22 protein-coding genes, 1 tRNA gene, 1 pseudogene and 1 riboswitch are annotated in these 25,022 nt (G+C 58.1%); of the genes and pseudogenes, 13 read left to right on the top strand and 11 right to left on the bottom strand.

Going from position 1 to position 25,022, the window contains the following annotated elements; all coding sequences use genetic code 11:
• Positions 1-179: 179 nt before the first annotated feature.
• The 3 genes from ACFVTJ_RS13735 to ACFVTJ_RS13725 are packed head-to-tail and all read right to left on the bottom strand — an operon-like array spanning position 180 to position 5,409.
• Entirely contained in the window at positions 180-3,251 is a 3,072-nt protein-coding gene (locus tag ACFVTJ_RS13735) for an efflux RND transporter permease subunit (protein ID WP_386908229.1), read from the bottom strand.
• A complete protein-coding gene (locus ACFVTJ_RS13730) occupies positions 3,248-4,333 on the bottom strand; it encodes an efflux RND transporter periplasmic adaptor subunit (protein ID WP_386908227.1) in 1,086 nt (361 codons plus the stop codon). The genes ACFVTJ_RS13735 and ACFVTJ_RS13730 overlap by 4 nt, the downstream gene beginning before the upstream one ends.
• Positions 4,333-5,409, bottom strand: coding sequence for an efflux RND transporter periplasmic adaptor subunit (locus tag ACFVTJ_RS13725; protein ID WP_386908225.1), 1,077 nt, complete (start codon positions 5,407-5,409; stop codon positions 4,333-4,335). The genes ACFVTJ_RS13730 and ACFVTJ_RS13725 overlap by 1 nt, the downstream gene beginning before the upstream one ends.
• 306 nt (positions 5,410-5,715) lie before the next feature.
• Here ACFVTJ_RS13725 and ACFVTJ_RS13720 point away from each other — a divergent pair, with 306 nt between their 5' ends.
• A complete protein-coding gene (locus ACFVTJ_RS13720; protein ID WP_386908224.1) occupies positions 5,716-6,330 on the top strand; it encodes a TetR/AcrR family transcriptional regulator in 615 nt (204 codons plus the stop codon).
• Between the two features lie 38 nt (positions 6,331-6,368).
• Here ACFVTJ_RS13720 and hutC read toward each other — a convergent pair whose 3' ends face one another.
• Entirely contained in the window at positions 6,369-7,109 is a 741-nt protein-coding gene (gene hutC / locus ACFVTJ_RS13715; protein WP_386908222.1) for a histidine utilization repressor, read from the bottom strand.
• Between the two features lie 528 nt (positions 7,110-7,637).
• Here hutC and ACFVTJ_RS13710 point away from each other — a divergent pair.
• The 7 genes from ACFVTJ_RS13710 (at position 7,638) to ACFVTJ_RS13680 (ending at position 14,623) form a co-directional block, all read left to right on the top strand.
• Positions 7,638-8,675, top strand: a complete 1,038-nt coding sequence (locus tag ACFVTJ_RS13710; protein ID WP_386908220.1) for an ABC transporter substrate-binding protein — start codon at positions 7,638-7,640, stop codon at positions 8,673-8,675.
• Positions 8,676-8,770: 95 nt separating this feature from the next.
• Positions 8,771-9,628: an ABC transporter permease gene (locus tag ACFVTJ_RS13705; RefSeq protein ID WP_386908218.1), complete on the top strand. Its 858-nt coding sequence runs from the start codon at positions 8,771-8,773 to the stop codon at positions 9,626-9,628.
• Positions 9,621-10,454, top strand: a complete 834-nt coding sequence (locus ACFVTJ_RS13700; RefSeq protein WP_386908216.1) for a glycine betaine/L-proline ABC transporter ATP-binding protein — start codon at positions 9,621-9,623, stop codon at positions 10,452-10,454. The genes ACFVTJ_RS13705 and ACFVTJ_RS13700 overlap by 8 nt, the downstream gene beginning before the upstream one ends.
• Complete coding sequence (gene hutH, locus ACFVTJ_RS13695) at positions 10,447-11,949, top strand: histidine ammonia-lyase (RefSeq protein WP_386908214.1); 1,503 nt, start codon at positions 10,447-10,449, stop codon at positions 11,947-11,949. Before ACFVTJ_RS13700 ends, hutH begins: the two co-directional genes overlap by 8 nt.
• Positions 11,927-12,175, top strand: coding sequence for a hypothetical protein (locus ACFVTJ_RS13690; RefSeq protein WP_386908212.1), 249 nt, complete (start codon positions 11,927-11,929; stop codon positions 12,173-12,175). The genes hutH and ACFVTJ_RS13690 overlap by 23 nt, the downstream gene beginning before the upstream one ends.
• Positions 12,176-12,202: 27 nt before the next feature.
• Positions 12,203-13,411, top strand: a complete 1,209-nt coding sequence (locus ACFVTJ_RS13685; protein ID WP_386908210.1) for an MFS transporter — start codon at positions 12,203-12,205, stop codon at positions 13,409-13,411.
• A gap of 264 nt (positions 13,412-13,675) precedes the next feature.
• Positions 13,676-14,623 carry an MYG1 family protein gene (locus tag ACFVTJ_RS13680; protein WP_386908208.1) on the top strand — a complete coding sequence of 316 codons (948 nt, stop codon included), beginning with the start codon at positions 13,676-13,678 and terminating at the stop codon, positions 14,621-14,623.
• 92 nt (positions 14,624-14,715) lie between these two features.
• Here the strand turns inward: ACFVTJ_RS13680 and ACFVTJ_RS13675 are convergent, their stop codons facing one another.
• On the bottom strand, positions 14,716-15,999 hold the full coding sequence (locus ACFVTJ_RS13675; protein WP_386908206.1) for a cystathionine gamma-synthase family protein: 1,284 nt from the start codon (positions 15,997-15,999) through the stop codon (positions 14,716-14,718).
• Between the two features lie 123 nt (positions 16,000-16,122).
• Between ACFVTJ_RS13675 and ACFVTJ_RS13670 the strand changes: the two genes are divergently transcribed.
• On the top strand, positions 16,123-16,581 hold the full coding sequence (locus ACFVTJ_RS13670) for an Lrp/AsnC family transcriptional regulator (RefSeq protein WP_386908204.1): 459 nt from the start codon (positions 16,123-16,125) through the stop codon (positions 16,579-16,581).
• A gap of 240 nt (positions 16,582-16,821) precedes the next feature.
• On the opposite strand, the gene ACFVTJ_RS13665 is transcribed toward ACFVTJ_RS13670, so the two are convergent.
• From ACFVTJ_RS13665 to ACFVTJ_RS13655, 3 genes are all read right to left on the bottom strand, one after another.
• Entirely contained in the window at positions 16,822-17,184 is a 363-nt protein-coding gene (locus ACFVTJ_RS13665; RefSeq protein ID WP_386908657.1) for a hypothetical protein, read from the bottom strand.
• Between the two features lie 311 nt (positions 17,185-17,495).
• Positions 17,496-18,524, bottom strand: a complete 1,029-nt coding sequence (locus tag ACFVTJ_RS13660; RefSeq protein ID WP_386908203.1) for a methionine synthase — start codon at positions 18,522-18,524, stop codon at positions 17,496-17,498.
• A gap of 25 nt (positions 18,525-18,549) precedes the next feature.
• The gene (locus tag ACFVTJ_RS13655; protein WP_386908201.1) at positions 18,550-19,533 is read right to left on the bottom strand and encodes a DUF1852 domain-containing protein; all 984 of its coding nucleotides are present in this window, start codon (positions 19,531-19,533) and stop codon (positions 18,550-18,552) included.
• A gap of 296 nt (positions 19,534-19,829) precedes the next feature.
• Positions 19,830-20,039: riboswitch (cobalamin riboswitch) on the top strand.
• 97 nt (positions 20,040-20,136) lie between these two features.
• On the opposite strand from ACFVTJ_RS13655, the gene ACFVTJ_RS13650 reads away from it, so the two are divergent.
• The 3 genes from ACFVTJ_RS13650 to ACFVTJ_RS13640 all read left to right on the top strand — a co-directional run bounded on the left by ACFVTJ_RS13650 (position 20,137) and on the right by ACFVTJ_RS13640 (position 22,045).
• Positions 20,137-20,493 carry an acyl-CoA thioesterase gene (locus ACFVTJ_RS13650; RefSeq protein WP_386908199.1) on the top strand — a complete coding sequence of 119 codons (357 nt, stop codon included), beginning with the start codon at positions 20,137-20,139 and terminating at the stop codon, positions 20,491-20,493.
• A 2-nt stretch (positions 20,494-20,495) separates the two neighbouring features.
• Positions 20,496-21,383 (top strand): LysR family transcriptional regulator, encoded by an 888-nt coding sequence (locus ACFVTJ_RS13645; RefSeq protein ID WP_386908198.1) that lies wholly within the window; start codon positions 20,496-20,498, stop codon positions 21,381-21,383.
• An 83-nt stretch (positions 21,384-21,466) separates the two neighbouring features.
• Positions 21,467-22,045 (top strand): GNAT family N-acetyltransferase, encoded by a 579-nt coding sequence (locus ACFVTJ_RS13640; RefSeq protein WP_386908196.1) that lies wholly within the window; start codon positions 21,467-21,469, stop codon positions 22,043-22,045.
• A gap of 80 nt (positions 22,046-22,125) precedes the next feature.
• On the opposite strand, the gene ACFVTJ_RS13635 is transcribed toward ACFVTJ_RS13640, so the two are convergent.
• Positions 22,126-22,977 (bottom strand): LysR family transcriptional regulator, encoded by an 852-nt coding sequence (locus ACFVTJ_RS13635; RefSeq protein ID WP_386908195.1) that lies wholly within the window; start codon positions 22,975-22,977, stop codon positions 22,126-22,128.
• A gap of 90 nt (positions 22,978-23,067) precedes the next feature.
• Here ACFVTJ_RS13635 and ACFVTJ_RS13630 point away from each other — a divergent pair, with 90 nt between their 5' ends.
• Positions 23,068-24,357, top strand: coding sequence for an MFS transporter (locus ACFVTJ_RS13630; protein WP_386908193.1), 1,290 nt, complete (start codon positions 23,068-23,070; stop codon positions 24,355-24,357).
• Between the two features lie 135 nt (positions 24,358-24,492).
• Here ACFVTJ_RS13630 and ACFVTJ_RS13625 read toward each other — a convergent pair.
• Together ACFVTJ_RS13625 and ACFVTJ_RS13620 are read right to left on the bottom strand one after the other, a co-directional pair.
• Positions 24,493-24,582: transfer RNA gene (locus tag ACFVTJ_RS13625), tRNA-Ser, on the bottom strand.
• Between the two features lie 175 nt (positions 24,583-24,757).
• Positions 24,758-24,970 (bottom strand): annotated as a pseudogene (locus ACFVTJ_RS13620) (dihydrodipicolinate synthase family protein); the annotation flags it as partial.
• Positions 24,971-25,022: the final 52 nt, after the last annotated feature.

Below are 25,022 nucleotides of genomic sequence, written 5' to 3'. Positions count from 1 at the left end.
GATCCGCAATATCGGCGACATACGGATTCGATACGCGAGATACGACCGTCCGGAATCGAAAGGACGGCCGCCGCTCTCGCGGCTAAGCCGACCTTCCTAACACTATCCTGCCCATGGGAACAACGAGGGCGAATATTTTTATGGGATGAGGAAACGACGCCCTCACCCCGTTTCGAATATCAGGCCGTGACGTCGTGTCCTTCCGGCTTGTCATCCTCACGCGGAATACGGAACCACGCGACATAGAGGGCCGGCAGGAAAAGCAGTGTCAGCGCAGTGCCCACCACGATACCGCCCATCATGGCATAAGCCATCGGCCCCCAGAAAATCTCCCGGGAGATGGGGATGAGGGCAAGTGTGGCTGCCGCCGCCGTCAGCATGATCGGCCGCATGCGGTGCTCGGTCGCCTCGATGACGGCCCGCCAGGCCGAGATGCCTTCGCTTCTCAGATGCTCGATTTGCACCACGAGGATCACCGAGTTGCGGATGAGGATGCCGATCAACGCCAGCACGCCAAGAATGGCGACAAAGCCCATCGGCGCATTGGAGAAAAGCAGCGCCACAACGACGCCGATCAAAGCCGTCGGCGCCACGGCGAAGACCAGGAACAGACGGCTGAAACTTTGGAGCTGAACCATCAGGATCGTCGCCATTGCAAACAGCATCAAAGGCACCACCGCAACGATCGGCGCTTGTGAATCCGCGCTGGATTCGACCGAGCCACCCGTTTCCAGCTTGTAACCCACGGGCAGCATTTTTTCGAAAGCCTCGAGTTTCGGCTTCAGCTGCTCCACAATCGTCGCAGGCTGCGTGGGGCCGGTAATAGCGGCCTTGACGGTGACAGTCGGAATCCGGTCCCGACGCCAGATGGTCGGCTGCTCCAACTCGTAGCGGAAATTGGCAATCGCAGAGAGGGGCACGGCTTTGCCGTTCGTCGCCGGCAGTTGCAGGTTCTGCAATGTCTCAATGGAACCGCGCTCCGCCAGCTGCGCCCGCGCCACCACATTGACGAGATAGATGTCATCCCGAACCTGGGTAACGGTGGAGCCCTCGACAATGCTGTTCATGGCATTGGCAATATCTTCCGAGGAAACACCGAGCTGGCGGGCCTTGTCCTGGAGAACGTCGACCTTGACCACCCGCGTCGGCTCGTTCCAGTCCATAACCAGGTTGGACAACAGCTGATGTTCGCCAACGATGCCCGACAATTCCTGTCCGAGTTCGCGGACCTTCTGGATATCGGGACCGCTCAGGCGATATTGAACCGGTTTCCCGACGGGAGGGCCGATATCGAGCAATTTCACGAAGGCGTCGGTGCCGATAAAAGTTTTGTTCAGATAGTCCTGCAACTCGGCGCGCACCTTGTCGCGAACATCCAGCCCCTTGGTGACGATGACCGTCTGGCCGAAGGTGACATCGGGCGTCTGCACATCGAAGGACAAGATGAAACGCGGCGCGCCCTCACCCACATAGCTTGTCCAGTGATCGACATCCGGATTCTTGGCCAGCATATCCTGTTCGAACTTGGCCATCTGTCGGTTGGTTTCGGCAATCGAGCTGTTCTGCGGCAGGTTCCAGTCGACGATAAGCTCGACGCGGTCGGATGAGGGGAAGAACTGTTGCTGCACCAGGCTCATGCCGCCAATGGACAGGGCAAACAACGCAACCGTGGCAACTATCGTCACCCAGCGCCAGCGCAGCGCCCGGCCGAGAAGCCAGGAAAAGGCGGAGGCAAATCGGCCCTTCTTTTCATGATGAGACTTCATCGTCTTCGGCAGGATCGTCACCCCGAGCAATGGCGTAAACAGCACCGCGACGATCCATGACACGATCAGCGAAACGGCGATCACCACAAACAGCGTGAAGGTGAACTCCCCGGCGGCACTGTTATTGAGACCAACGGGAATGAAACCGGCGACGGTGACCAGCGTACCGGTGAGCATCGGAAAAGCGGTGGACGTGTAAACATAGGTCGCCGCTTTCCTGAGATCATCTCCGACCTCCAGCCGCGCGACCATCATCTCGACCGCGATCATCGCATCATCAACGAGAAGTCCGAGCGCGATGATGAGCGCACCCAAAGAGATGCGCTGCAGCGAAATGCCGGTATATTCCATGTAGACAAAGGTAATTGCCAGCACGAGCGGAATGGAGACGGCAACCACCATGCCGGCCCTGAGGCCAAGGCTGATGAAGCTGATGACGAGAACGATAGCGATGGCCTCGAAAAGCGCCGAGGTAAAGCCCGAGACCGCTTCGTCGACCACGGCTGGCTGATCAGACACGCGGTGAACATCCACACCAACCGGCAGGTCTGCCACCACGCGCTTCATCTGCGCATCCAGCGCCTCGCCAAAATGCAGCAGGTTCGCACCGGTTTTCATGCCGATCGCAAGGCCGATGGCCGGCTGGCCGTTAAACCGGAACAGCGAGGATGGCGGATCGACATAACCGCGCCGGATCGTCGCCACTTCCGTCAGCGGGAAGAAGCGGTTGTTGACCCGCAGATTGATGGACCGCAGGCTGTCTTCCGACGTGAACTGACCACTGACGCGCAGAGCCACCCGCTCCGGCCCGGCATTGACGAAACCGGATTGCGTGACGGCGTTCTGGGATTGCAGCGTCTTGATGATCGACTGCTGGTCGATGCCGAGAGCCGCGATCTGGCGCGTGGAAAACTCCAGATAGATTGCCTCATCCTGCGCGCCGATGACATCGACCTTGCCGATATCGTCAACGGTCAGCACCTTCGCACGGGCATCCTCCACCAGATCGCGCAATTGCCGCTGGCTGAGACCGTCACTGGTGAAGGCATAGATATTGCCATAGACATCGCCGAAGCGGTCATTGAAGAAGGGGCCGACGACACCAGAGGGAAACTCTCCCTTGATGTCACCGATCATGTTGCGCACCCGCACCCAGGTGGGCTCGACATTGCGCGCCTTGGTTTCCGGCACCAGTTCCACGAAAATCGTTGTGCGGCCAGCCACCGTCTGGCTGCGCAGATGATCGAGATTGTCGAGTTCCTCGAGCTTTTTCTCGATCCTGTCGGTTACCTGGCGGGCCACTTCCTCGGCGGAAGCACCCGGCCATTGCGCGCTGATCACCATGGTCTTGATGGTGAAATTCGGATCTTCCTCGCGACCGAGGTTGAGATAGGAGAAAACGCCGGCGAGAACGAAGACCAGCATGAAGTACCAGACGAGCGAACGGTGTTCGAGCGCCCAGTCGGAAAGATTGAATTTCTTCACTGACGGACCTCCTGATCGATCCTGATGGCTTGTCCATCCTTAAGCTTGTGCACACCGGCGCTGGCAACGCGCTCGCCGGGCTTGACGCCGCTGGTCATGCGCACGCTGCCGCCCTCGGCGGGCTCGCCTTCTATCGTGACCGGGCGGAACGTCACCGTTGCGGTATCGGTATTGACGATCCAGACACCCCAGCCATTGTCGGTTTTCAGCAGCGCTGATGAAGGAAGCATGATCTGCGGTTCGGATGCCGCAAGTGCCGAAGCCGTGACGACGGACCCCAGTCTGAATGCTGGCGGCGCATCCTGCAGACTGATCTTCGTGCGGCGTGTGCGCGTTGCTGTTTCGGCTTCCGGCGCGATCTCGCGCACGACGCCTGTCGTATGGATTTTTGGATCGAGTTGCAGGGCAATCTCGAAGGTCGAGCCGATTTCAAGCCGCTGCGCCGCAAATTGCGGAACATCCACCACCACGTCGCGCACTTCCGGTCGGGCGATGGTCACCACCGTCTGACCAGCGGAAACGACCTGGCCGATTTCGCCGGACGTCGCCGTTACCACGCCGTCGAATTCGGCGCGCAGTTGCGCATAACCCAGTTGCTCCTCGGCCTTGTCAAGATTGGCGCGGGCCTTGGCAACGGAGGCATTGGCCGTGCGTGTAGCCTGCTCGGCCTCTTCCAGTGCCGCTTCCGTGCCACTGCGGGCTTCGGCCAGCACACGCTGGCGCTGTTCGGTCGTCACCGCATTGGCGAGTTGCGCCTCGGCATTGGAAAGATCGGACTGGGCGCTTTTCACCGACAGTTCCAGCGCCAGCGGATCGATCGAGGCCACCACATCGCCTTTCTTGACCAGATCAGCCACATCGACGTTACGGGCGATGATGCGGCCGAGGACGCGAAAGCCGAGATTGGTCTGAATGCGGGATTCCACCGTGCCCGTCAGCCGCAATGCGTCGGCCGACTTTTCTTCAACGACAACTGACAGGACCGGACGCGGCGCTTCAGCGGCCGCTTCCTGCTTTTCCTGACAGGATGAGAGCGCGACTGCGGGCAGCAACAAAAACAAGCTTCTGTTTATCCTGAACATTATTGTGCCTGCCCCTTTTCATAGGCGACCTTTTCACCGGTGCGGAGAAATTTGGTCCCGACGGTGACGACGAGATCACCCGGATTGAGCCCTTCCGTGACGACGAATTGACCGGTCTCGTAATCGGCGACCTGAACCGGGCGCATGGCGACTTCCGACGATCGCGGATCGACAAGCCAGACAGCGGGGACGCCATCCTTAGAGGTCATCGCCGACCACGGAAGCTCGATCGCATCCACCTGCCGGAAGCGGAAATGGCCGGATACGGGCGCGCCAAGCGGCATTGTCATGTCGCCGTTCAGACCGACCTTGACCCGGATCGTTCCATTATCCGGATCGATCGTCGGGGAAATCTCACGCACGGGCGCCGCGAGGGTTTGGGCAGGATTCGACAGGAGGCTGACATTGACGAGATTGTCGATGTCGCGCTCGAGAAAGAGGGATTCGTAGACATCAAAGACCGCGTCACGCGGCCCGTCATGCGCGAGCGTAAAAACAAGCTGGGCGGCCTGCGCCACCTGGCCAACTTCGACATTGCGCGCGGTGATAACACCATCCGCATCGGCTTTGAGCTCGGTGTAGGACAGCGCATCCCGCGCCGTATCGAGTTGCGCCTGCGCCGATCTCACCGCCCCTTGCGTGGTAAGCAGCGTTTCCTGAGCCTTGTCGACAGCAGAGCGCGAAGTCACCTGCGTCTTGAAAAGGTTCTGCTGGCGGTCGAACGTCAGCTGCGCCTGTGTCTGCTGCGCTTCGGCGGATTGCAGATTGGCCAGGGCGACATCAATGTCGGCCTTCTGCTCTTCGGGGTCGATACGGGCGAGCAATTGGCCGGTTTTCACCCGCGCACCCACATCCACCAGCCGCTCGACGATCTTGCCGCTGACCCGGAACGACAGGTCCGTCTGGACCCTTGCGCGCACTTCGCCGGTTATGACGCTACCACGATCGACTGGCTTTTTCTCAGCCGCCACTACATCGACGGTGCGCAGCGGCTTTTCGGCGGGCGGTTCTTCATTACTGCAGGACGACAGGGCGAAAATGCCGCCGAGCGCCGCCGCGATAAGGATGGTTTTCATGGTGACCTCTTGATCTTCGCCTCGCTCTATAATATTTGACTAACCGAATAGTCAATGAAATTCTCGTGCCGCTGATCGGGAATCTGTCCGGGATATCTGGCCAGCTCCCTGTATGATCGTTCCCTCGTTCGTCCGGCACATCCCTGCGGGCGCATCGGCAATGTTCCGGCATCTTGAAGTATGCATGCGCCTTCACAAAATCCGTTCCGGTTTTCGCGCCGGTGCTATAGGCAATCAACACTCATTTCTGCCACTCGCGACGGACAGAAGGGCACGCGCCGAAAAATAAAGAAGGACCCGGGGGCCATGGCGAAAACAAAACTGACACGCGCTGAACAGAAGATACAACGTCCGCTGCAAATTCTCGACGCCGCATTCGAAGAATTCACCAAAAGAGGTTTCACAGCGACGCGGGTGGAGGACATTGCGGAACGAGTGGGGGTTACGAAAGGCACGGTCTACGTCTATTTCGAGACCAAGGAGGCGCTGTTCGAGGCGATGGTCAGACATGCCTCGTTGCCGTTTCAGGAGGCCTTCAAGGCCTATACGCATCAATCCGATGACCCCGTGGAGGAACTTCGCTCGCTGCTCGAATTCCTGTTCGACGCCTTGGTCGATAACCGGAAAATGCGTGAACTGTTCCGCCTGATCGTCGCCGAAGGCGCGAAATTCCCTGAACTCATCGACCAGCATCACGACACGCTGATGGCGCCGGTCTTCGCACGCATCGAAACAATCCTGGATGAGGGCGTGGCGAAGAAACGATTCAGGGCCAATCCCCCTGAACTCGCCAAGGTGGTCATGTCGCCCATGGTCGGAACATTGGTGTTCCGGCTGATCTTCGACGACAGACGCAGCCTGGACAAAAGCGCCGTGCTGACCATCCATCTGGAGCTGATCATGCGCGGGCTGCTGGTCTGATGGTCGAAACTGACTAAAGCATCGCGGAAGACCGGAGACTATTCCTGGCTTTCGAGCCGGTATCGCGAACCGGGATAAAGCAACCGGACCGACGTCACCGCGCGGCTTGACGACCAGGTTCGACGGCGCACGAGAAGGCAAGGCTCATTTCGGCTGATGGCCATCAATTTGCATTCCCAGGGCTGGGGTGATGCGGCCTCGATGAATTGCTCCGTCCGGGAAATGGGTGCCGCCGCCGTCAGATAGGCATTGGGCGTGAGCGTCGTGAAATCCTGCATCAGATAATCCGGCGCAATCTCGGCATTGACGAAGCGGTCTTCCAATTGGATCGGCACGTCGTCCTCGTGGTGGACGATGATGGAATGAAAGACCTTCGTTCCCACACCGATCTCCAGCGCCGTTGCGAGATCGGGGCCGCAAACTTCCGTCTGGGCGAGTATCAGGCTCGGCCGATGTGTCGACCCGCGCTCCTTGATCTCGTCGGCGATGTTGCGCACACCCATCATGCCGGCGCTTCGCTTTTTCGGGGCGACGAAGGATCCACGCCCCTGGACGCGAACAATTACCCCCTCGGTTGCCAGCTCCCGCAAAGCACGGTTTGCCGTCATGCGGCTGACACCCAGCATGTCGACCATCTCGTTTTCCGAAGGTATCCTGTGGTTCGTCACCCATTCACCGCTGGCGATCTTTTCTTTGATCTGTTCTTTCACACGCTCGTACAGCGGCAGGGAGGAGCGATCGCCCGAGACAAGAAACTCGCTTTCGATGACGGGCAGCATTAAAACTCCTAAAAATCGGGCGGTTGCACAAAACGCAGCCAGAATCCCCACAAGCACAAAATTATCACATCCTATCTTGCTTGTCTTTCGCAAATGTGTGAAGTTACATATACAACTTGAGAGGAAGATAATGGCGAGCGAAGACTCGATCTCTAGCAGCCACAAGTCAGCCACTGACGGCCCGGAGGATAGCCGCGCGCCCATCCAACGCCTTTGCACGAGCCATACTGGAAAAGCCAGCGCGGCACAGAAGGCTGAGCGGGGCCGATCCGGCCGAAAGATCGTTGTTTCCAAAGCAGGCCAGCCGCATGCAGGGCAGATGCGACATTTTCAAAAACGCCTACATCACGCGAATACCGCAAAGTTGTATAGTGAACTTTCAACAAGTCACCTCAATGCAAGCGTCGAATTTCCCATTGATTCGATGCTGACCGGCCTCCGCGACAATCGTCAGGTCGGAGCGCCCGGCTAAACCTTAAAAAACGCATGCCAGCAAATTGCCAATCATCAAACCAAAAGGGGAATGCAATGCTGAATTCAAAACTGAAAATCGCGCTGGCCACGACCGCGCTCGTCATGGGAGCATACGTCGGCGCCGCCAGGGCGGAAGGCTATTGCAGCGCCGGAAAGACCATCACCTTCGCGGGTATCGACTGGGAAAGCGGTGCCTTCATAACCGAGGTCATGAAAGAGATCCTGTCCAAGGGCTATGATTGCAAGGTCGATTCCATTCCTGGCAATTCGGTGACGCTGGAACAGGCGACCGCCAATAACGACGTCCAGATCTTCGCCGAAGAATGGATCGGCCGCTCCGATGTCTGGAACAAGGCCGCCGAAGCTGGCCAGGTGAAGTCGGTCGGCAAGACCTTCGTTGGTGCGGCCGAAGGCTGGTTCGTGCCGGAATATCTGGTCAAGGGCGACCCCGCCAAAGGTATTGCAGCGAAGGCCCCGGATTTGAAGAGTGTCGACCAGCTTTCCGATCCGAAGATCGTCGAATTGTTTAGGGATCCGGAAGAGCCGACCAAGGGCCGCTTCCTCAACTGCCCGTCGGGCTGGACCTGTGAAGGGGTCAACACTGCCAAGCTTCAGGCCTACAAGCTCGATGGCAATTATGTGAACTTCCGCCCCGGCACCGGAACCGCGCTCGATGCCGCAATCGCCGCCGGCTACCTCCAGGGTGAGCCGATGCTTTTCTATTATTGGAGCCCGACGGCGATCATGGGCAAATACAAGCTCATCCAGCTGCAGGAGCCCGCCTATACCGAGTCCTGCTGGAAAGAGCTGACAAGCGCTGATGGAAAACGCGACACCGGCTGCGCCTTCCCCTCCGTCGAGGTGGCCTATGGCGTGAACAGCACCTTTGCGAAGGACGCGCCGGAAATCATCACGATCCTTGAAAAGGCGACTTTCCCGCTGACGGAAATCAACGCCAGCCTCGCCTATATGACGGACAAGCAGGTCGACGCCACAGCCGCCGCCAAGACCTTCCTCCAGACCAAGGCCGATATCTGGAGCAGCTGGGTTTCTGCTGACGCCAAGGCGCGTATCGAAGCCGCCGTCAAGTAAGGATGACAGGCGCGCCGGGCTTCCGGCGCGCATTTTCCCGTCAGGACAGGGGCCAGTTCCGAGAGCCGGGACCGGCATGCGCAAGGACTACACCGATGTTTCCTGAAGTTTTCCATATTTCCATCCGCGGCCCGATCAATGAGATCGTGCGCTCGCTGGTGGTGAACTACGGCTACGTTTTCAAGGCGATCTCGCAGACGATTCTGCAGGCGATCCTCTTCGTGGAATGGGCTCTGCGCGGGCTGCCGTGGTGGGTCATTTTTCTGGTCTTTCTGGTGCTCGCCTGGTTTGCCGCGAAAAAGATTTCGCTGGTCATCATGGTCGCCGTCATGCTGTTCATCGTCGGCGCGCTCGGTCTTTGGGACCTGACGATGCAGACACTGGCGCTGATGCTGATTGCGAGCCTCATCTCCATCGTTATCGGTGTACCCATGGGCATCCTGCTTGCGAAAAGCGAATGGGCGCGACGCATCACGCTGCCCATTCTCGATGTCATGCAGACCATGCCGAGCTTCGTCTATCTCATCCCCGCCATCATGCTGTTCGGCCTCGGCAAGGTTCCCGCCGTGCTTGCCACCATCATTTACGCCGTGCCGCCGCTGATCCGCCTGACCGATCTCGGTATCCGGCAAGTGGACCGGGAAGTGGTGGAAGCGGCGACCGCCTTCGGTGGCAGCCCGAAACAGATCCTTTTCGGTGTCGAATTGCCGCTTGCCACGCCGACCATCATGGCAGGTCTCAACCAGACGATCATGATGGCGCTTTCCATGGTCGTCGTCGCCTCGATGATCGGCGCGCGCGGCCTCGGCGAGCAGGTGTTGAACGGTATCCAGACGCTGGATGTCGGCAAGGGCCTCGAAGCGGGTCTCGGAATCGTTATTCTCGCAATCGTGCTCGATCGCATCACCCAGGGTTTTGGCCGATCACGCCGGAAGGAAATGGGCAATGACTGATATTCATATCCGCAACGTGTCCAAGATATTCGGCGGCAACTGGAAACCTGCGCTGGCCATGGCCCAGCAGGGCGCGGAAAAAAGCGAAATCCTGGCGAAGACGGGATGCAGTGTCGGCCTCGACAATGTCAGCCTCGACATCGAAGCCGGCCGTATTTTCGTTATCATGGGTCTTTCCGGCTCCGGCAAGTCGACACTGGTGCGCCACATCAACCGTCTGATCGAACCGACAAGCGGCGAAATTCTCGTCGGCGGAGACAATGTCCTCGCCCTCAAGGCGAAGGAGCTGAGGGATTTCCGCAATCGTCGGGTCAGCATGGTGTTCCAGAATTTCGGCCTGATGCCGCATCGCACCGTCTTGCAGAACGTCGTTTATGGCCAGCGCGTGCGCGGGCTGACCAAGGCGGAGGCGCGGCCCATCGGCATGAAATGGATCGAGACCGTTGGACTTTCCGGCTATGAGGACAAATTTCCGCACCAGCTTTCGGGCGGTATGAAACAACGTGTCGGTCTTGCGCGGGCACTCGCGGCCGATACCGACGTCATCTTGATGGATGAGGCCTTTTCGGCACTCGACCCGTTGATCCGCGCCGACATGCAGGATCAGTTGCTGCAGCTTGAAAAAAACCTGCACAAGACCATCGTTTTCATTACCCACGATCTCGACGAGGCGCTTCGCATCGGTGCGCAGATCGCGATCCTGAAGGATGGCAAGCTGGTTCAGGTCGGGACCCCGGATCAAATCCTCAATAGCCCCGCAAACGACTACGTCGCCCGTTTCGTGGAGCGCCGCGCGGGTGCGGTGGGAGAAAGCCAGCATGGCTGATGCGGTCACCATCGATCGCCCCCTCACCTGGCAGCAGATCGCCGCTGTCGCAAAGGGCGCGACGCTTTCGCTGTCAGACGATGCCTGGCAACGCATTGAACAGGCGCGCGCCATCGTCGATGCGCTCGTCGAAAAACGCGTGCGCGGTTATGGCATCAATACCGGTGTGGGTGCGCTCTGCGACGTGATCGTGGATATTCCCCAGCAGCAGGCCCTCTCCCGCAACATCCTGCTCAGCCATTCCTGCGGCGTCGGCGAACCGCTGGGACGCGAAGAAACACGCGCCATCATGGCCGCCCAGATCAACAACTTCGCACATGGTTATTCCGGCGTGCAGGTGGAGACGGTGAAAACCCTGCTGGCCCTACTGAATGGCGATATTCTCCCCGTCATTCCCTCGAAGGGTTCGGTGGGTTACCTCACCCATGCTGCGGCCATAGGTCTTGTGCTGATCGGCGAGGGTCGGGTCCGCCACCGGGGCGAATTGATAAGCAGCCGTCAGGGACTCAAAGCACTCGGCCTGGAACCCATGGTTCTGCGGGCGAAAGAGGGCCTCAGCCTCGTCAACGGCACACCCTGCGCCACCGGCCTTGCCAGCCTCGCGCTTGCCCGCACCACCCGTCTCCTTGACTGGGCAGATGTGGCAGCGGCCATGAGCTATGAAAACCTTGGCGCGCAGGCAGATTCCTTCGCCGCGGGGCCGCTGGCGCTGCGCGTCTCGCCCGGCATCCAGACCGTCGGCGAAAACCTGCGCCAGCTTTTGGCGGCAAGCCCGCTTCTCGCCCGGTCGGCCGGTTCCCGTACACAGGATCCGCTCAGCCTGCGCGCTGTGCCGCAGGTGCATGGCGCCGTGCGCGACAGCGTGGCGCAGAGTGCTGACGTCGTGAACCGCGAGCTCGCAAGCGTCACCGACAACCCGGTCGTCGCCGGGACACCGCAGGCGCCCGAGGTCCATTCCCAGGCCCATGCCGTCGGCGCGGCACTTGGGCTTGCCATGGATGGGCTGGCGACGGCCGTAGCCGAACTTGCGGCGATTTCCGAGCGTCGCATCGACCGGCTCGTTAATCCGCTTGTCAGCAACCTGCCCGCTTTTCTCGCGGATGGTGACGGCGTCTGCTCTGGCTTCATGATCATGCAATATACGGCGACAGCGCTTACCGCGGAAAACCGCCGCCTCGCCGCCCCCGCCAGCCTCGATGGCGGCATCACCTCCGCATTGCAGGAGGATATATTGACACATGCCACCGCCGCAGCCGACAAGGCGCTTTCGATTATCGACAATCTGGAAACCATTCTGGCGGTCGAGATCATGTGTGCGGCACAGGCTTACGATATGCAGACCGACGACCATGGCCGTGCACCCGGCACCGATGCGCTCTACCACCGTGTACGGACAACGACGCCGTTTTACCGCGACGACCGTCCACTGAACGACATGGTGGCGGAAGTGCAGGAGATGCTGCGGAGATCGGATGCGATGGAAAGCCCTCACTGAAAGCGACCACCGCATCCTCTATCTTTCGCTGAATACTCCACCAGATCTTCCCGACTTCTTTTCGAGGCGTCCCGGCAAGCGGCGCGCCATGGGAGTGCCAAAAACAGTCTTCACGCCACGAAAATGTCCATGGCGCCTGACGAAAAATGTGCAGCGCACAAATTTCGGAGAAATAGACATGAAATTCGGACTTTTAGATACATATCATCCAGATAAATTCGTCTAAAACTCTCCCAATTCAAGGAGAGACACCATGACGGACACAACATCACAGTTCGACGAGACAGAGATCGCGCTGGAGGCCGCCGAGCAGCCGGCATGGACCGCAGCGACATGGTTCGCGGTTCTTTCGATGGCGGCCACCAGCTTTGCGCTCGTATCGGCGGAATTCCTGCCTGCGGGCCTGTTGACGCCCATGGCGCGCGATCTGGGAATTACCGAGGGCACCGCGGGGCAGGTCGTCACGGCCACCGCCTCCGTGGGCGCCGTGACGGCCCTTTTCAGCAACGTTCTCATCGGCAAACTCAACCGCAAAACCGTGCTTGTCGGTCTTAGTGCTCTGGCAATCGGCTCCAATATCCTTGCATCATTTGCAACCGATTTCTGGCTGTTGCTGGTGGGCCGAGCAGGACTTGGCATCGCGCTGAGCGGTTTCTGGGCGCTCTCGGTCGCGGTTGTGGCGCGGCTCGTTGGCGCGAACGCCACCGGTCGCGGGATGGCAATCGTCACCCTTGGCGTCTCGCTCGCTACGATAGCGGCGCCCTCCATGGGGGCGTTGATCAGCGACTGGCTTGGATGGCGTTTCGCCATGTCGATGACGGCGGGACTCGCCGCCATTGCCATGCTGCTGCAGATCCTGAGCCTGCCGACGCTGCCGGCGAGCACAAGCAACAGTCTTGCCGATGTTTTCCGGCTGACGCGGCGGCGTAGCATTCAGCTGGGGATGCTTGCCATCCTGCTGCTGATGACGGGTCATTTCGCCGGTTCCGTCTATGTCCGTCCTTTCCTCGAACAGGTCACGCATCTCGATACCAAGCCGATCGCACTCGCCTTGCTCGGGTTCGGCGTTGCCTCGGTGCTCGGCAATGTCGCCGGCGGTCGGATGGCTGACAACAGCATCCGTCTGGCACTCGCGGTCACTGCCGCCCTGATGGGATTTGCGGCACTCTTTCTGGTTTTCTGGGGCGCACATATGAGTGCCGCCTTTGCTCTCGTCGCGCTGTGGGGTTTTGCCTTTGGCATGGCGCCGGTGGTCCTGCCGACGAACCTGTCGCGCAGCGCGCCCGATGCTCTCGAAGCGGCCGGCAGCCTGATGGTGGTGTCTTTTCAGGTCGCCATCAGTATCGGTGCAGTCTTTGGTGGTTACATTGTTGATTATTATGGCGCCACCGCCCCGTTGTCTCTAACCGCGGTTCTGGCTGCTGCCACGCTTGCCCTGGTATTGGTGCAGCCGCGCCGCTGATCGTCGGCTCTTCCTACGAAAGCCGTTCCCTCAGCCGATTATCGCCCATGCAATGACAACATCGAATGCCTGCCTGTGATCCTGCGAGAAATTCAGATTTCTCGCGGTCACGGCGGGCAAACTGCGTTCTCTCACCCAAAAATGCCGCTTTTTCTACCGCAAGCATGCCAAGGCGGCACGGCCCGCTTGAGATGCTATCCACCAGAGGGTATCAGGTGTCCGGTCCCCGCCGGACCTTCGGCACGCAACAAGGTATACCCTGACATGACCCCCGATTTCCTCGTCACCCATTCCGGCGGCTTCCACGCCGACGAACTGCTGTCCAGCGTCGTGTTGACACGGCTCTTTCCGCGGGCCCGGCTCGTCCGCAGCAGAGCAGCTGAATGGCTAACACCTGGTGCAGACCGCATCATCTACGATGTGGGCGGCGCTTATGACGCGGCAAAAGGCATTTTTGATCACCATCAGCGTGGCGCGCCGCTGCGCGAAGACGGTCAGCCCTACAGTTCGTTCGGCCTGATCTGGAAGCATTTTGGGCGGGATTACCTTGCGGCGTCGGGCATTCCTGAGGACCATGTCGAAACTCTGCACGCGTCTTTTGATGCCGGATTTGTATTGCCGGTCGATCTGGTCGACAACGGCGCCCTCAGCCCCTCCGTTGCCGGCCCCCTTGCCGGACTCACCCTACCCGTCCTGCTGGAGACGTTGAAGCCTGTCTTTGACGACACAGACCCCGAAGCGGACGATCGCAGTTTTATGGCGGCACTGGCGATTGCCCGCAGCGTCGTAGAGGCGCAACTGGGCACCAGCGCTGCCAAGTTGCGAGCCGAGGGGCTGGTGCGGAAGGCCATCGCGGATGCTGGCGAAGGGCATATCCTCGAACTGCCGATGGGAATGCCATTCAGGCCTGCCATCGTAAAGGCCGGCGCCGACCACCTGCTCTTTGTCGTCCATCCACGGGACAATGACTGGTGCATCACCGGCATCCGCCGCGCGGATGAAGGCTTTGAACTGCGAGCCGACCTGCCGGCGGCGTGGGCCGGCCTGACGGGCAAAGAGCTGGAAGACGTTTGTGGCGTCGAAGGTGCGAGCTTCTGCCACAACGGCCGCTTTATCGCCGCAGCTAAAACCCGCGACGCAATTTTGGCCATGGCGAAACTGGCGCTGAAAGAGGCCCAATCCTCTGCGCAGACGACAGCGGCAAAGCAATGACATCTTGCGCAAGCTAAACGGTTGCCGTCCGATTTTTCAGGCGGATGGCAACCGTTTCCAGACGGCCATGACCGGCGCGCTCAATGCCGCCGTCAGGACATGTCCAGAGCAAGGGTCAGGTCGGCAATAAGATCATCGGGATGTTCGATGCCGATTGACAGCCTGATCGTTGAATCAAGGACACCAATGCGCTGGCGGACATCGGCCGGAACGCCCGAGTGGGTCATCGTTGCTGGGTGAGACGCAAGAGATTCCGTGCCGCCGAGGCTTACGGCGAGTTTGAATATGTTCAACGCATTGAGGAATTTGAAAGACGCCGGCTGCCCGCCAACAATGTCAAATGAGAACGTCGATCCCGCACCGGAGCATTGAGCGGCAAACACTTTGCCAACCGCCGATGCCGGATCACTGAACGGCAGGTAGTGAATTTTCTCCACCTTTGGATGCGCTTTCAGAAATTCCGCCACGACTTTTGCGTTGCTGTTTGCCCGTTCCATCCGGATTTGCAGCGTCTCCAGAGAACGCCCGAGCATCCAGCAGGAGTGCGGATCGAGCTGCGTGCCGATCGCTCCGCGCAGCGCCTTTACCTGTTTCATGACGTCCTTCCGCCCAAGCGCTGCCCCGGCGATAAGGTCGGAGTGCCCACCAACGTATTTCGTGAGCGAATAAAGCGAAATATCGGCGCCATGCTCGATGGGTTGCTGGAAAACCGGACCGAGGAGGGTGTTGTCGCAGGCGATGATTGGCCTTTGCCCTTGCTTTTCGCCGATCAGATCAGCGACACGGCTCATCATCGCCACATCGACAATGCTGTTTGTCGGGTTAGCCGGCGTTTCGATGAGGATGACTGACACCCGGCCCTTCGCCATCGCGGTCTCTGCCGCAGCCATCACCGATGTCTCGCTGACACCGTCAGCAAACCCCACCGCCGACACGCCAAAATTATGGAAGGTCTTTGCCAGCAGCGTCTCGGTGCCGCCATACAGCGGCTGGGAATGGAGCACGGTGTCGCCGGGCCGGACGAAGGCGAAAAGCGTTGTGGAAATGGCGGACATGCCGGATGAAAAAAGCGCACAACTCTCCGTGCGTTCGTAAACGGCAAGGCGATCCTCGACGATCTCACTATTGGGATGGTTGAAACGGGAGTAGACGAGACCTGCGCCCTTGCCCTCGGGTGGCTCCTTGCGGCCGGAAACATAGTCGAAGAAGTCACGGCCGTCTTCTGCCGATTTGAAGACGAAGGTGGACGTCAGGAAAACCGGGGGCTTCACGGCCCCCTCCGACAATTCCGGATCATAACCGTAATTGAGCATCTGGGTTTCAGGATGGAGGGCGTGATTGCCGATATGGGTTTTGGACGGATGCGGCGCGGTCATTTCCGATGATCCCTCAGCTGGCGTTGAACTATTTGCAGATTACACACGATTGAACCAAAATATCTTGCATTGTGAAGCGTGAAAATGTCTCTTGAAGCAAGATATTGCGGGGAATGAACGTTTATGTCGCAGAAAATTGCAGATCCGATCGACAGGCGGATACTCAAGGAATTGTCAGCTGACGCGAGAATCACAAATAACGAACTCGCCGAGCGAGTGGGGCTGTCTGCATCGGCATGTTTGCGGCGGCTTCGACGCCTGGAGGAAATGGGCATTATCAAAGGGTACGCCGCAATCATCGACCCGGCATTTGAGGGGTGGACCATGACGGCCCTCGCATCCGTCCGCCTTAGCCGCCAGCACGATGACGAGATCCGGATGTTTGAGACGGCCGTTCTTGACTGGACGGAGGTTCTCGAATGTCATCTGGTCACGGGTTCGAGGGACTACATGCTCAAGATCATGTGCGGCGGGCTGGATGATTACGAGCGTTTCATCAAGGAAAAGATCGCGAAGCTGAAATGCGTCGACACCATTGAGACAAGCTTCGTGATGAACACGATCAAGGCGCGCCGCATCTGACGTCGCAACCAGCGTTGGCAGCAAGCAGCTGCACCCCAGAGCTCCGGCGCCCGTTTAAAATACGCAGTCGGCATCAATCCCGCGATGCTCCGAGCCTAACGGCGGGAAAGAAGGAAAAAACAGACTTCCGAACGATGCGGCATCCGACGTCGGCGAGGGCCTTATATAGAACACGCCGCGCAACTATCTGGGCTGCGCGGCATGTTCCATCATCATCGGCAAGAAACGGCTCTGCGGATTTCAGGCTTCGGCAGGTTCGCGAACATCATCAAGAAGAAAGTGCACGATCACATAGGGCGTCGTGTGTTTCTGACCGCTATCGGACACGCTCTCGACACTGCCGCCATCCGAGGGATGCCATTTCTGGTAATGGGGGTTGTTGGCGATCAGCGTAATCGCCCTGCCGGCAAGCCTGCCGTTCAACCGATAACGAACCTCTGCGAGAGGCCAGATCTTCTCAAAATCCTGCTGACTGATACGGGCTTTCAAAGCCCTTCTGGATATCGCTTTTCCTGGCGAACCATCGTCATGTGCTACCGGTGGAATATGAAGGTCAACCTCTTCCGCATCGTCCAGCAGAAAGGCAAATTCGTCTGGCCACATCCGTCTCACGTATCGCTCCTCCCAAAGCTTACCATCTTACAACACGGCCATGATAGCGCCTCCGCCGCGGGAGGCAATGGCGGATATGACCCCGTACTCGCCGGCATTCCCAGTCTTCCGACTTGTTACTCATTCCATAGAAGGGGACCGGCATGATGGCTGGCGTTGTCCACGATGTCAAAGCGGTGGAGCACCATGTTCATATCGGCCAGTTCTCCTCGACTGCGGGACCGTTAGACCATGTCGATAAATCTCAAAACCATCGGAGACCTGCGATCGAGGTCACTCTTCCTCGCGTCACATTATCAGTATCAGGCCGAAAGCTCCCTTCGGATGATTTCCGCCCCTGCACCCAGGGCATTGAGCTTGCCTCTTGCTACCTGACGCGAGAGGGGCGCCATGCCGCAATTGGTGCAAGGATAGAGCTTGTCGGCATCTACAAACTGAAGCGCTTTTCGCAAGGTATTCGCGACTTCCTCCGGGGTCTCGACAGTATTGGTTGCCACGTCAATGGCGCCAACCATCACCTTTTTACCGCGAATGAGCTCAATGAGATCCATCGGAACACGGGAGTTGTGGCACTCCAGCGAGATCAGATCGATGTTGGACTTCTGCAGTTTTGGGAAAGCTTCTTCATATTGTCGCCACTCCGACCCCAGAGTCTTTTTCCAGTCCGTATTGGCCTTGATGCCGTATCCATAGCAAATATGGACGGCGGTCTCGCACTTGAGCCCTTCGATTGCCTTTTCAAGCGTCGCAACGCCCCAGTCATTCACCTCGTCAAAGAAGACATTAAATGCCGGTTCGTCGAACTGGATGATGTCGACACCAGCAGCTTCCAGTTCTCTTGCTTCCTGATTTAGGATCTTGGCGAATTCCCAGGCCAGTTTTTCGCGACTTCTATAATGGCTATCATAGAGCGTATCGATCATGGTCATGGGACCTGGCAGGGCCCATTTGATTGGCTGTTTGGTTTGCTGACGCAAAAATTTGGCGTCCTCGACAAAAACAGGCTTTTCGCGAGACACTGCGCCAACGACCGTCGGCACACTGGCATCGTAGCGATTGCGAATTCTGACGGTCTCACGTTTCTCAAAATCGACGCCACTGAGATGCTCGATAAACGTCGTGACAAAATGTTGTCGTGTCTGTTCACCGTCACTGACGATATCGATGCCTGCCTGTTGTTGATCATTGAGGGACAACCGCAGGGCATCACGTTTGCCCTCAATCAGTTCCTCATCCTGCAATTTCCAGGGTGACCAGAGCTTTTCAGGTTGTGCAAGCCAGGAGGGTTTCGGCAGGCTGCCGGCGGTTGATGTGGGCAACAGTGTTTTCATGATAGATTACCTTGTGTTTTGTTTGTCAATGGACGCAATCGGCAGACCATTTCTCGAGAATGGTCTTGTACGGCCTGATGAAATGCTGCTCGGCAAACCTGCCCTGCTCGATAGCTAGCCGGCTACGTTCTTCCCGATCATAGACAATTCGAGTGAGTGAATAATCCTGGTGGTTCAGGTCTGGCTGATAACGCGCGCCCGCCACAGAATTGGCGTTATAAATCTCGGGCCGGTAGATTTTTTGAAAAGTCTCCATCGTGCTGACGGTGCTGATAAGCTCGAGATTGGTGTAATCACCGAGCAAATCACTGACAAAATAAAAAGCCAGTGGAGCGACGCTATTCAGAGGCATGAAGTAGCGGACCCGCAACCCCATTTTTTTGAAGTATTGGTCAGTCGAAGAGAATTCATTCTGCTGGTATTCGACACCCAACACGGGATGCCGGTTGTCAGTCCGATGATAGGTTCTGCTGCTTGATGCGCTCAGGCATATGACTGGCGGCTTGCTGAAATTCTCCTTGTAAGCGGCCGACTCCAGGAAACACTTGAACAGGTTTCCGTGCAGATCGCCAAATTTTTCTGGCGTGCTGAATTGGGCCCGGTTTCTGTTGTGCTCCGGCAGCACCACGCTGAAGTCGTAATCCCGGATATAAGAGGAGAAATTATTGCCGACAATGCCGTCAATGCGCTCGTTGGTTTTTCGATCGAAGACGTTCGTTTTCAGGATTTCAATCAGTGGGAAAGCATCATTCTTGCCTTCAGCACCAATATTCATTTCGACGGATATGATTTCGAGCTCCACAGAATAACGATCGCCTTCAGGATTATCCCAATACGCCAGAGCGTTGAAACGATTGTCGATCATCCTCAGGGCGTTGCGCAGGTTCTCTTTCCGGTTCTTCCCTCGAGCGAGATTGGCAAAATTGGTCGTAATGCGCGTATTTTCTGAAGGATGATAATCCTCGTTGAAATAAACTCTCTTGAGATCAAAATTAAAATCTCTGCTCATCGCGACCCGACTCCCTAGTCACCGATATAACCATCGAATTTTTTGAACTATATTTCAGGATACATCGAATATTGCTTTCCATATCCTCAGATAGTCACCGTTTATGCTGACCATAATTGAGAAGTATGTGATATGTGCCCGAGAATTTGAGCTAGTAAAAATGGTTTTATTTCATTGAAGCATGAGCCATGTTCATGGTTGGACGTGTCGCTGGACTGGATGTCATCTGTTTCGCACCCCTCAGCTCTTCGATTACATTCGAGTGATAGATGTCTTGACCAGTTCAACGACATGCGACATTGATTAGCCATCGTGGTTCTGCGGACGAAGGTCCGGAGCTAAGAGGGAATTCGGTAAAGGCTTTAAACACAGCCTGAATCCGAAGCTGCCCCCGCAACTGTAAGCGACGAGCGAAAGTCCATCACGTCACTGAGGCCTGCCTCGGGAAGACGGACCAAAGCTATGACCCGCGAGCCAGGAGACCTGCCGCGATCGATAACGTCCACGGGCGGGGTGTCCCGGAGTGCCGCTTTCGCGACAGGCATTCCCGTGCCTTTGCCTCTGCGTCATGTCCCGCCCTGCCACAACCTGATGGCAGCGCCGATGACAGAGACCGCAACGATAAAAAAGCCTGCCCAGCGCGGCTCGATAACCAGTCTCATCGATATCGTCTTTCCCGGAGATACCAACCATCACGGCACTCTCTTTGGGGGAACGGGCCTCGCTCTTATGGATCGCGTCGCCTTCATTGCGGCAACTTGCTTCTGGCGAACATTTTTCGTAACCGCGTCCTGGGAACGCATCGATTTCAGGCAACCCGCACACATCGGGCACATCATCGAAACCGCGGCGAGACCACTCAAGGCCGGACGCCGTTCCCTGGCGGTCGACAAGGACCACCGGCCGGTTCCCGTTTACGACCCGGCCGAAATCATTTCCCCTGAGAAGGAAGGGGCATAACCATGTTGGACAGGCAACATCTTTCGATCCTGCGAGAAGTCGACCGCATGGGCAGCCTCACGGCCGCGGCGGAGCGGCTGAATGTCTCCCAGTCTGCTCTCAGTCACACGATCCGCAAGCTGGAAGATCGGTACGGCGTGGCGATGTGGGAAAAGGATGGCCGCAACCTTCGTCTCACCGATGCGGGCCGCTATATCCTGACACTAGCGCAACGCGTTCTGCCCCAGATCGAGAGAGCTGAGAATGTTCTGTCGGATTATCGCCACGGACAACGAGGTTCGCTCAAGATCGGCATGGAATGCCATCCATGCCACCAGTGGCTGATGAGCGTCACAAAACCCTATCTCATGGAATGGCCAGATGTAGGCTTGGAACTAACGACCTCGTTCGCTTTCGGCGGCGTGGCGGCGCTGACTGGATATGAGATCGATATACTGATCACACCGGATCCTATCGAGATGCCCGGGATTCACTATTTGCCGGTGTTCGATTACGAACTCGTGCTTGCGGTGCCAGTCGATCATCCGCTGGCGCTGAAACGCCATGCCCAACCTGCGGATCTGCTGGATGAGACGCTGTTTACCTATCCGGTACCGCCGGAGCGGCTGGATGTGTTCACGCAATTCCTGGTGCCGGTCAATTGCCGCTTGCGCCATCACCGAAATATCGAGACGACGGAAATGATGCTGCAGCTTGTAGCGGCAGGCCGCGGGGTCAGTGCCATTCCCGATTGGCTGGTGCGACGGGAAGCGGCAGCACTGGGGGTCCGCTCCGTCCGCATCGGTCAAAGCGGCATCCAGAAAAGCATCCATCTCGGTTTAAGAGATGGTGACGACACTGTTGATTTTATCGCCGGGTTTCTCGAGACCTCGCGAAAAACATTGGCCTGACGAGTCGGTGCCTTATCGGCATTGCTATAACCGGGCTTGCCGATTTTGATCGGTTCGCGGCCCTAGCCGGAGGAAGCACCTGTATGCATATTGATAACTCATCGTCGGGCTGGCTCGCAGATGACGCCGCACATACAGTAAAAGCGGAAGCCCGAGCTTTCTGTCTACGGATGATCAATGAATTCTACGGCATCGGTTACACGCCCGCCTGGCACTCCGATCTGGACTCGCTGTTGAGTGCCACACCCGAAAACTGGTTTTCGAACGGGGAGCGCGGAGGTTTCCTTCTCGTCCGGGATGATGCAGGACGCATCATCGCTGCTGGAGGTCTCTACGGTCTGGGAAAAAAGCCACCCACGAGAGAACGCCTGCGAGATCGCTACCGCGACGCGGAAAGGGTGTGTCAGATCGTCCGGGTCTATCTGGAGCCAGGCGCCCGGCGGAAGGGACTGGGGTCGTCGGTAGTCTCAGCTCTGGAGACCAGGGCACGCGAACTGGGCTACATCACCTCCTATCTTCACGCCGACGCAAAAACACCCGACACGCTTCGTTTCTGGAGGAGCCAGAGATACAACGAGTTCGGTCGGTTCTCCTATCCGTCACCAAGCGGAACGGATAGCAGTGTGGACTTCGAGAAGTCTCTGCATGGCGATTTTGAATGAGAACACGAAGATGTCTTTGTGTTTCAATCGGAGCCGTTTCGACTGATCCTTGCGATTCGGGCCTTAAAACGCCCGCCGCTTCAGGAGGGGCGAAATGCCCCTGTAATCCGTCGAAGCACGGCGTTCGCATGGTCGCCAGTGACCGTGGAAATCATCACGACATCCAGTTTCGGAAGCTCCGGGAGCGCATGGTTCCTGACCTGCCTTACACCGGCGGGAGCAGCGCTTTGCGCCAGAAGCCCGATACCAATCCCTGCTTCGACAGCGGCTCCCACCGCCGTTGCCCCGGTCCCGACGAACACTTCGCGCCAGGCGCTATCCGCGCTCTCCAGCGCCCGAAGAGCCATGGCTCGTAAATTGCAGGGCTCGGGTTGAAGCACGAGGGGCACGGGAACGTCTGAACGAAGATCGAAATCCGCAGCGCAATACCAGCCAAAGCTTTCCTGAAACAGCGTTTCTCCATCCCTGCGGATATCATCATGCCGCAATACGACGATCGCATCGAGCTCTCCGGCATCATACAGTTCAAGCAGGTTTCTCGTGCCGGCGGTGCGAAGATGAAGTGTAACGCTTGTCACGCGCTCACTGACCATCCGAAGTATCCGCGGCAGGTCGGCCCCGATCAGATGATGTGTGACACCGATCGCCAGCCGCGTCGGCTCCTGACCGAAGACATCAAGTGCACGGCGGCCAGCAGAGACATAGGCGCGCGCGGGTTCCAGAAAGCGTTCGCCTGCCGCCGTCAACCGCACGCGGCGCGGTGTCCGTTCGACCAGACGATGTCCCAGCATGTCTTCGAGGCGGCGTAGGCGCAATGATATCGCCGCTTGCGACGTATTCATCACGCCTGCCACCTGTGTGAACGATTGCAGTTCGGCAACGAGAAGAAAAGCCTCGACGGCCTCGGGATCCAATGAGCGCATGGCATTCATAACAAACTGTTATCGCTGAAACTTGCAAGCCCCTAATTCTATCGACGCTTCAGGACGGATATTGCACGACACTCTTAGTAGGAGCTTTTCGTGTCACAGATTTCTTCGTCCTCGCCTAGCGCTGCCCCTGTCGCCGATCCCCGCATATGGGCAGTGCTTGCTGTGGCGGTCGGAACGCAGACCGCAGGCTCATTCGTATCGCAGGGAATTTACATTCTCGTACCCTTCTGGCGAGAAGCATTTGGCGTTTCCCTCGCATCCGCGTCGCTTGCCGTCACGGTCATGAACGGCGTCCAGATTGCGACGATGTTCACGCTCGGCCGTGCCATCGACATTCACGGCGAGCGTCGTATCGTCGGCATTGCCATGCTGGGCATGGCAATCGCCATGGCCTGCGCGGCGACATTGGCAAACAGCCTGCCCGCGCTGCTCGTTTGCATGGCATTTCTGGGGGGCACCTACGCTGCTGTCCAACCGGGCGGCACGCGGGCGATCATGCGCTGGTTCCCTCCCGCCAAACGTGGAATAGCCACCGGGTTTCGGCAGGCCGCGGTTCCCTTCGGAACGATGATTGCAGCAGCCCTCCTGCCGTTCATGGCAGTTCGTTACGGGTGGCATGCGGCGGCATGGCTGTGCGCTGGAGTCTCCATCGCCGGCGCTGCGCTCTTCTGGGGGCTGTATCGTGAAGGAGGCGATGTAGCGGCAAAAACAGAGCGTCCGCTTCCCTTGTTAAAACTTGCCCGCATCGTGGGACAGGATCGCAGCTTCTGGCCCGTATTGCGGCTTGGTATTGCCATGTCGGCATTTCAGTTCACCCTAACCGCACACGTCATCGGCTTCATGGCGGACGGACTGGGGCTTGGTCTCTTTGTCGCATCGTCCATGTTTGCAGCAACACAGCTTGCGGGAATTCCCGGCCGCATTCTCCTCCCCTGGCTCAGCGATCGTTACCGACCCGGTCTTCGTGGTCAATCGTTCGGACTGGTGTCCGTCATTGCTGCCGGCGCCGCCACGCTCCTCGCGCTTCTCCCGATCGGCACGCCACCAGCGGTTATCCTCCTCGTGCTTGTCATCTTGGGGATATTCGGGATCGGCTGGTTTCCGCTCTACCTCCTGCAGATCGCCGAGAGCGCACCAAAAGGTTCGATCGCATCGACAATCGCCTTCGCGTCCACGATCTGTTTGGCCGTCATGGCAATTGGACCCTATCTTTTCGGGCTCCTGGTCGACCGTTTTGGCTATGGCGCGGCTTGGTCAGCGCTGATCATACCGGTTGTCGTGACCGCGCTGCCGCTGACCATCCCATCACCGCGCCTCCCGAGGACTCAAACCGGCTCGCCGTTAGATGGAATATTGAAGTTTATGACCGCACACGAATGACAGCGGCCGTGTTCGGGAAAGCATCGGCGATGCCACAGAGGTCAAGCCGCGTACGGCTTATTGCCACGCCGGCAAATCATAACGCCTAGTCAATTCTATGATAATGCATGACAATCTAAAGGAGCTTGGGCTCAATGGCGGAGAGGGTGGGATTCGAACCCACGATACCCTTGCAGGTATGCCGCATTTCGAGTGCGGTGCATTCGACCACTCTGCCACCTCTCCGCATGCGCGAACGCTTGCGTTGCGCGCTCCTCTTAAACATCAAAGGCCGGACTGACAAGCGGAATTTCGTGTTTGTGTCACAAATTATTCGTCATGCACGAGGTCCGAAAGAAGGCTTGGGCGTCTGGCTGTTTAGTGAACATTTTTCGGGTGGCGCCGTGTTCTCGCGTCGCTTTCACAGCCGCTTATAGCGCCGCAGGATTTCGATGATCTTTTCATCCTGTTCCTGATCCGGCAGAAGGGCCGGCTTGCGGCTGGCGCCGACGGAGGGGTCTTGCAGGTAGAGCGCGCGCTTGACCATGGCGGGTGCGAAGCCGAGAGCGTAGAGATCGGTGCGGAAATTGGCATAGGTCGCCTGCTGGCGTTCGGCTTCAGCGATGTCGCCAGCTGCCCACATGGCAAAGCTTGACCACAATCTCGCACTGCCGCGGGACGGTCGA

The sequence above is a fragment of the Agrobacterium sp. NPDC058088 genome (assembly GCF_042885035.1).
Taxonomy (GTDB): domain Bacteria; phylum Pseudomonadota; class Alphaproteobacteria; order Rhizobiales; family Rhizobiaceae; genus Agrobacterium.
The sequence above is the reverse complement of the archived record's forward strand: the minus strand, read 5'-3'. Positions and strand labels throughout refer to the sequence as shown.

Coding starts and splice junctions, on each gene's coding strand:
- ACFVTJ_RS13660 (WP_386908203.1), bottom strand. CDS start 18,524: ATGAAAACACTGTTGCCCACATCAACCGCCGGCAGCCTGCCGAAACCC.
- ACFVTJ_RS13700 (WP_386908216.1), top strand. CDS start 9,621: ATGACTGATATTCATATCCGCAACGTGTCCAAGATATTCGGCGGCAAC.
- ACFVTJ_RS13705 (WP_386908218.1), top strand. CDS start 8,771: ATGTTTCCTGAAGTTTTCCATATTTCCATCCGCGGCCCGATCAATGAG.
- ACFVTJ_RS13665 (WP_386908657.1), bottom strand. CDS start 17,184: ATGTGGCCAGACGAATTTGCCTTTCTGCTGGACGATGCGGAAGAGGTT.
- hutC (WP_386908222.1), bottom strand. CDS start 7,109: ATGCTGCCCGTCATCGAAAGCGAGTTTCTTGTCTCGGGCGATCGCTCC.
- ACFVTJ_RS13645 (WP_386908198.1), top strand. CDS start 20,496: ATGTTGGACAGGCAACATCTTTCGATCCTGCGAGAAGTCGACCGCATG.
- ACFVTJ_RS13680 (WP_386908208.1), top strand. CDS start 13,676: ATGACCCCCGATTTCCTCGTCACCCATTCCGGCGGCTTCCACGCCGAC.
- ACFVTJ_RS13690 (WP_386908212.1), top strand. CDS start 11,927: ATGCGATGGAAAGCCCTCACTGAAAGCGACCACCGCATCCTCTATCTT.
- ACFVTJ_RS13725 (WP_386908225.1), bottom strand. CDS start 5,409: ATGAAAACCATCCTTATCGCGGCGGCGCTCGGCGGCATTTTCGCCCTG.
- ACFVTJ_RS13655 (WP_386908201.1), bottom strand. CDS start 19,533: ATGAGCAGAGATTTTAATTTTGATCTCAAGAGAGTTTATTTCAACGAG.
- hutH (WP_386908214.1), top strand. CDS start 10,447: ATGGCTGATGCGGTCACCATCGATCGCCCCCTCACCTGGCAGCAGATC.
- ACFVTJ_RS13730 (WP_386908227.1), bottom strand. CDS start 4,333: ATGTTCAGGATAAACAGAAGCTTGTTTTTGTTGCTGCCCGCAGTCGCG.
- ACFVTJ_RS13710 (WP_386908220.1), top strand. CDS start 7,638: ATGCTGAATTCAAAACTGAAAATCGCGCTGGCCACGACCGCGCTCGTC.
- ACFVTJ_RS13685 (WP_386908210.1), top strand. CDS start 12,203: ATGACGGACACAACATCACAGTTCGACGAGACAGAGATCGCGCTGGAG.
- ACFVTJ_RS13640 (WP_386908196.1), top strand. CDS start 21,467: ATGCATATTGATAACTCATCGTCGGGCTGGCTCGCAGATGACGCCGCA.
- ACFVTJ_RS13670 (WP_386908204.1), top strand. CDS start 16,123: ATGTCGCAGAAAATTGCAGATCCGATCGACAGGCGGATACTCAAGGAA.
- ACFVTJ_RS13650 (WP_386908199.1), top strand. CDS start 20,137: ATGACAGAGACCGCAACGATAAAAAAGCCTGCCCAGCGCGGCTCGATA.
- ACFVTJ_RS13635 (WP_386908195.1), bottom strand. CDS start 22,977: ATGAATGCCATGCGCTCATTGGATCCCGAGGCCGTCGAGGCTTTTCTT.
- ACFVTJ_RS13720 (WP_386908224.1), top strand. CDS start 5,716: ATGGCGAAAACAAAACTGACACGCGCTGAACAGAAGATACAACGTCCG.
- ACFVTJ_RS13675 (WP_386908206.1), bottom strand. CDS start 15,999: ATGACCGCGCCGCATCCGTCCAAAACCCATATCGGCAATCACGCCCTC.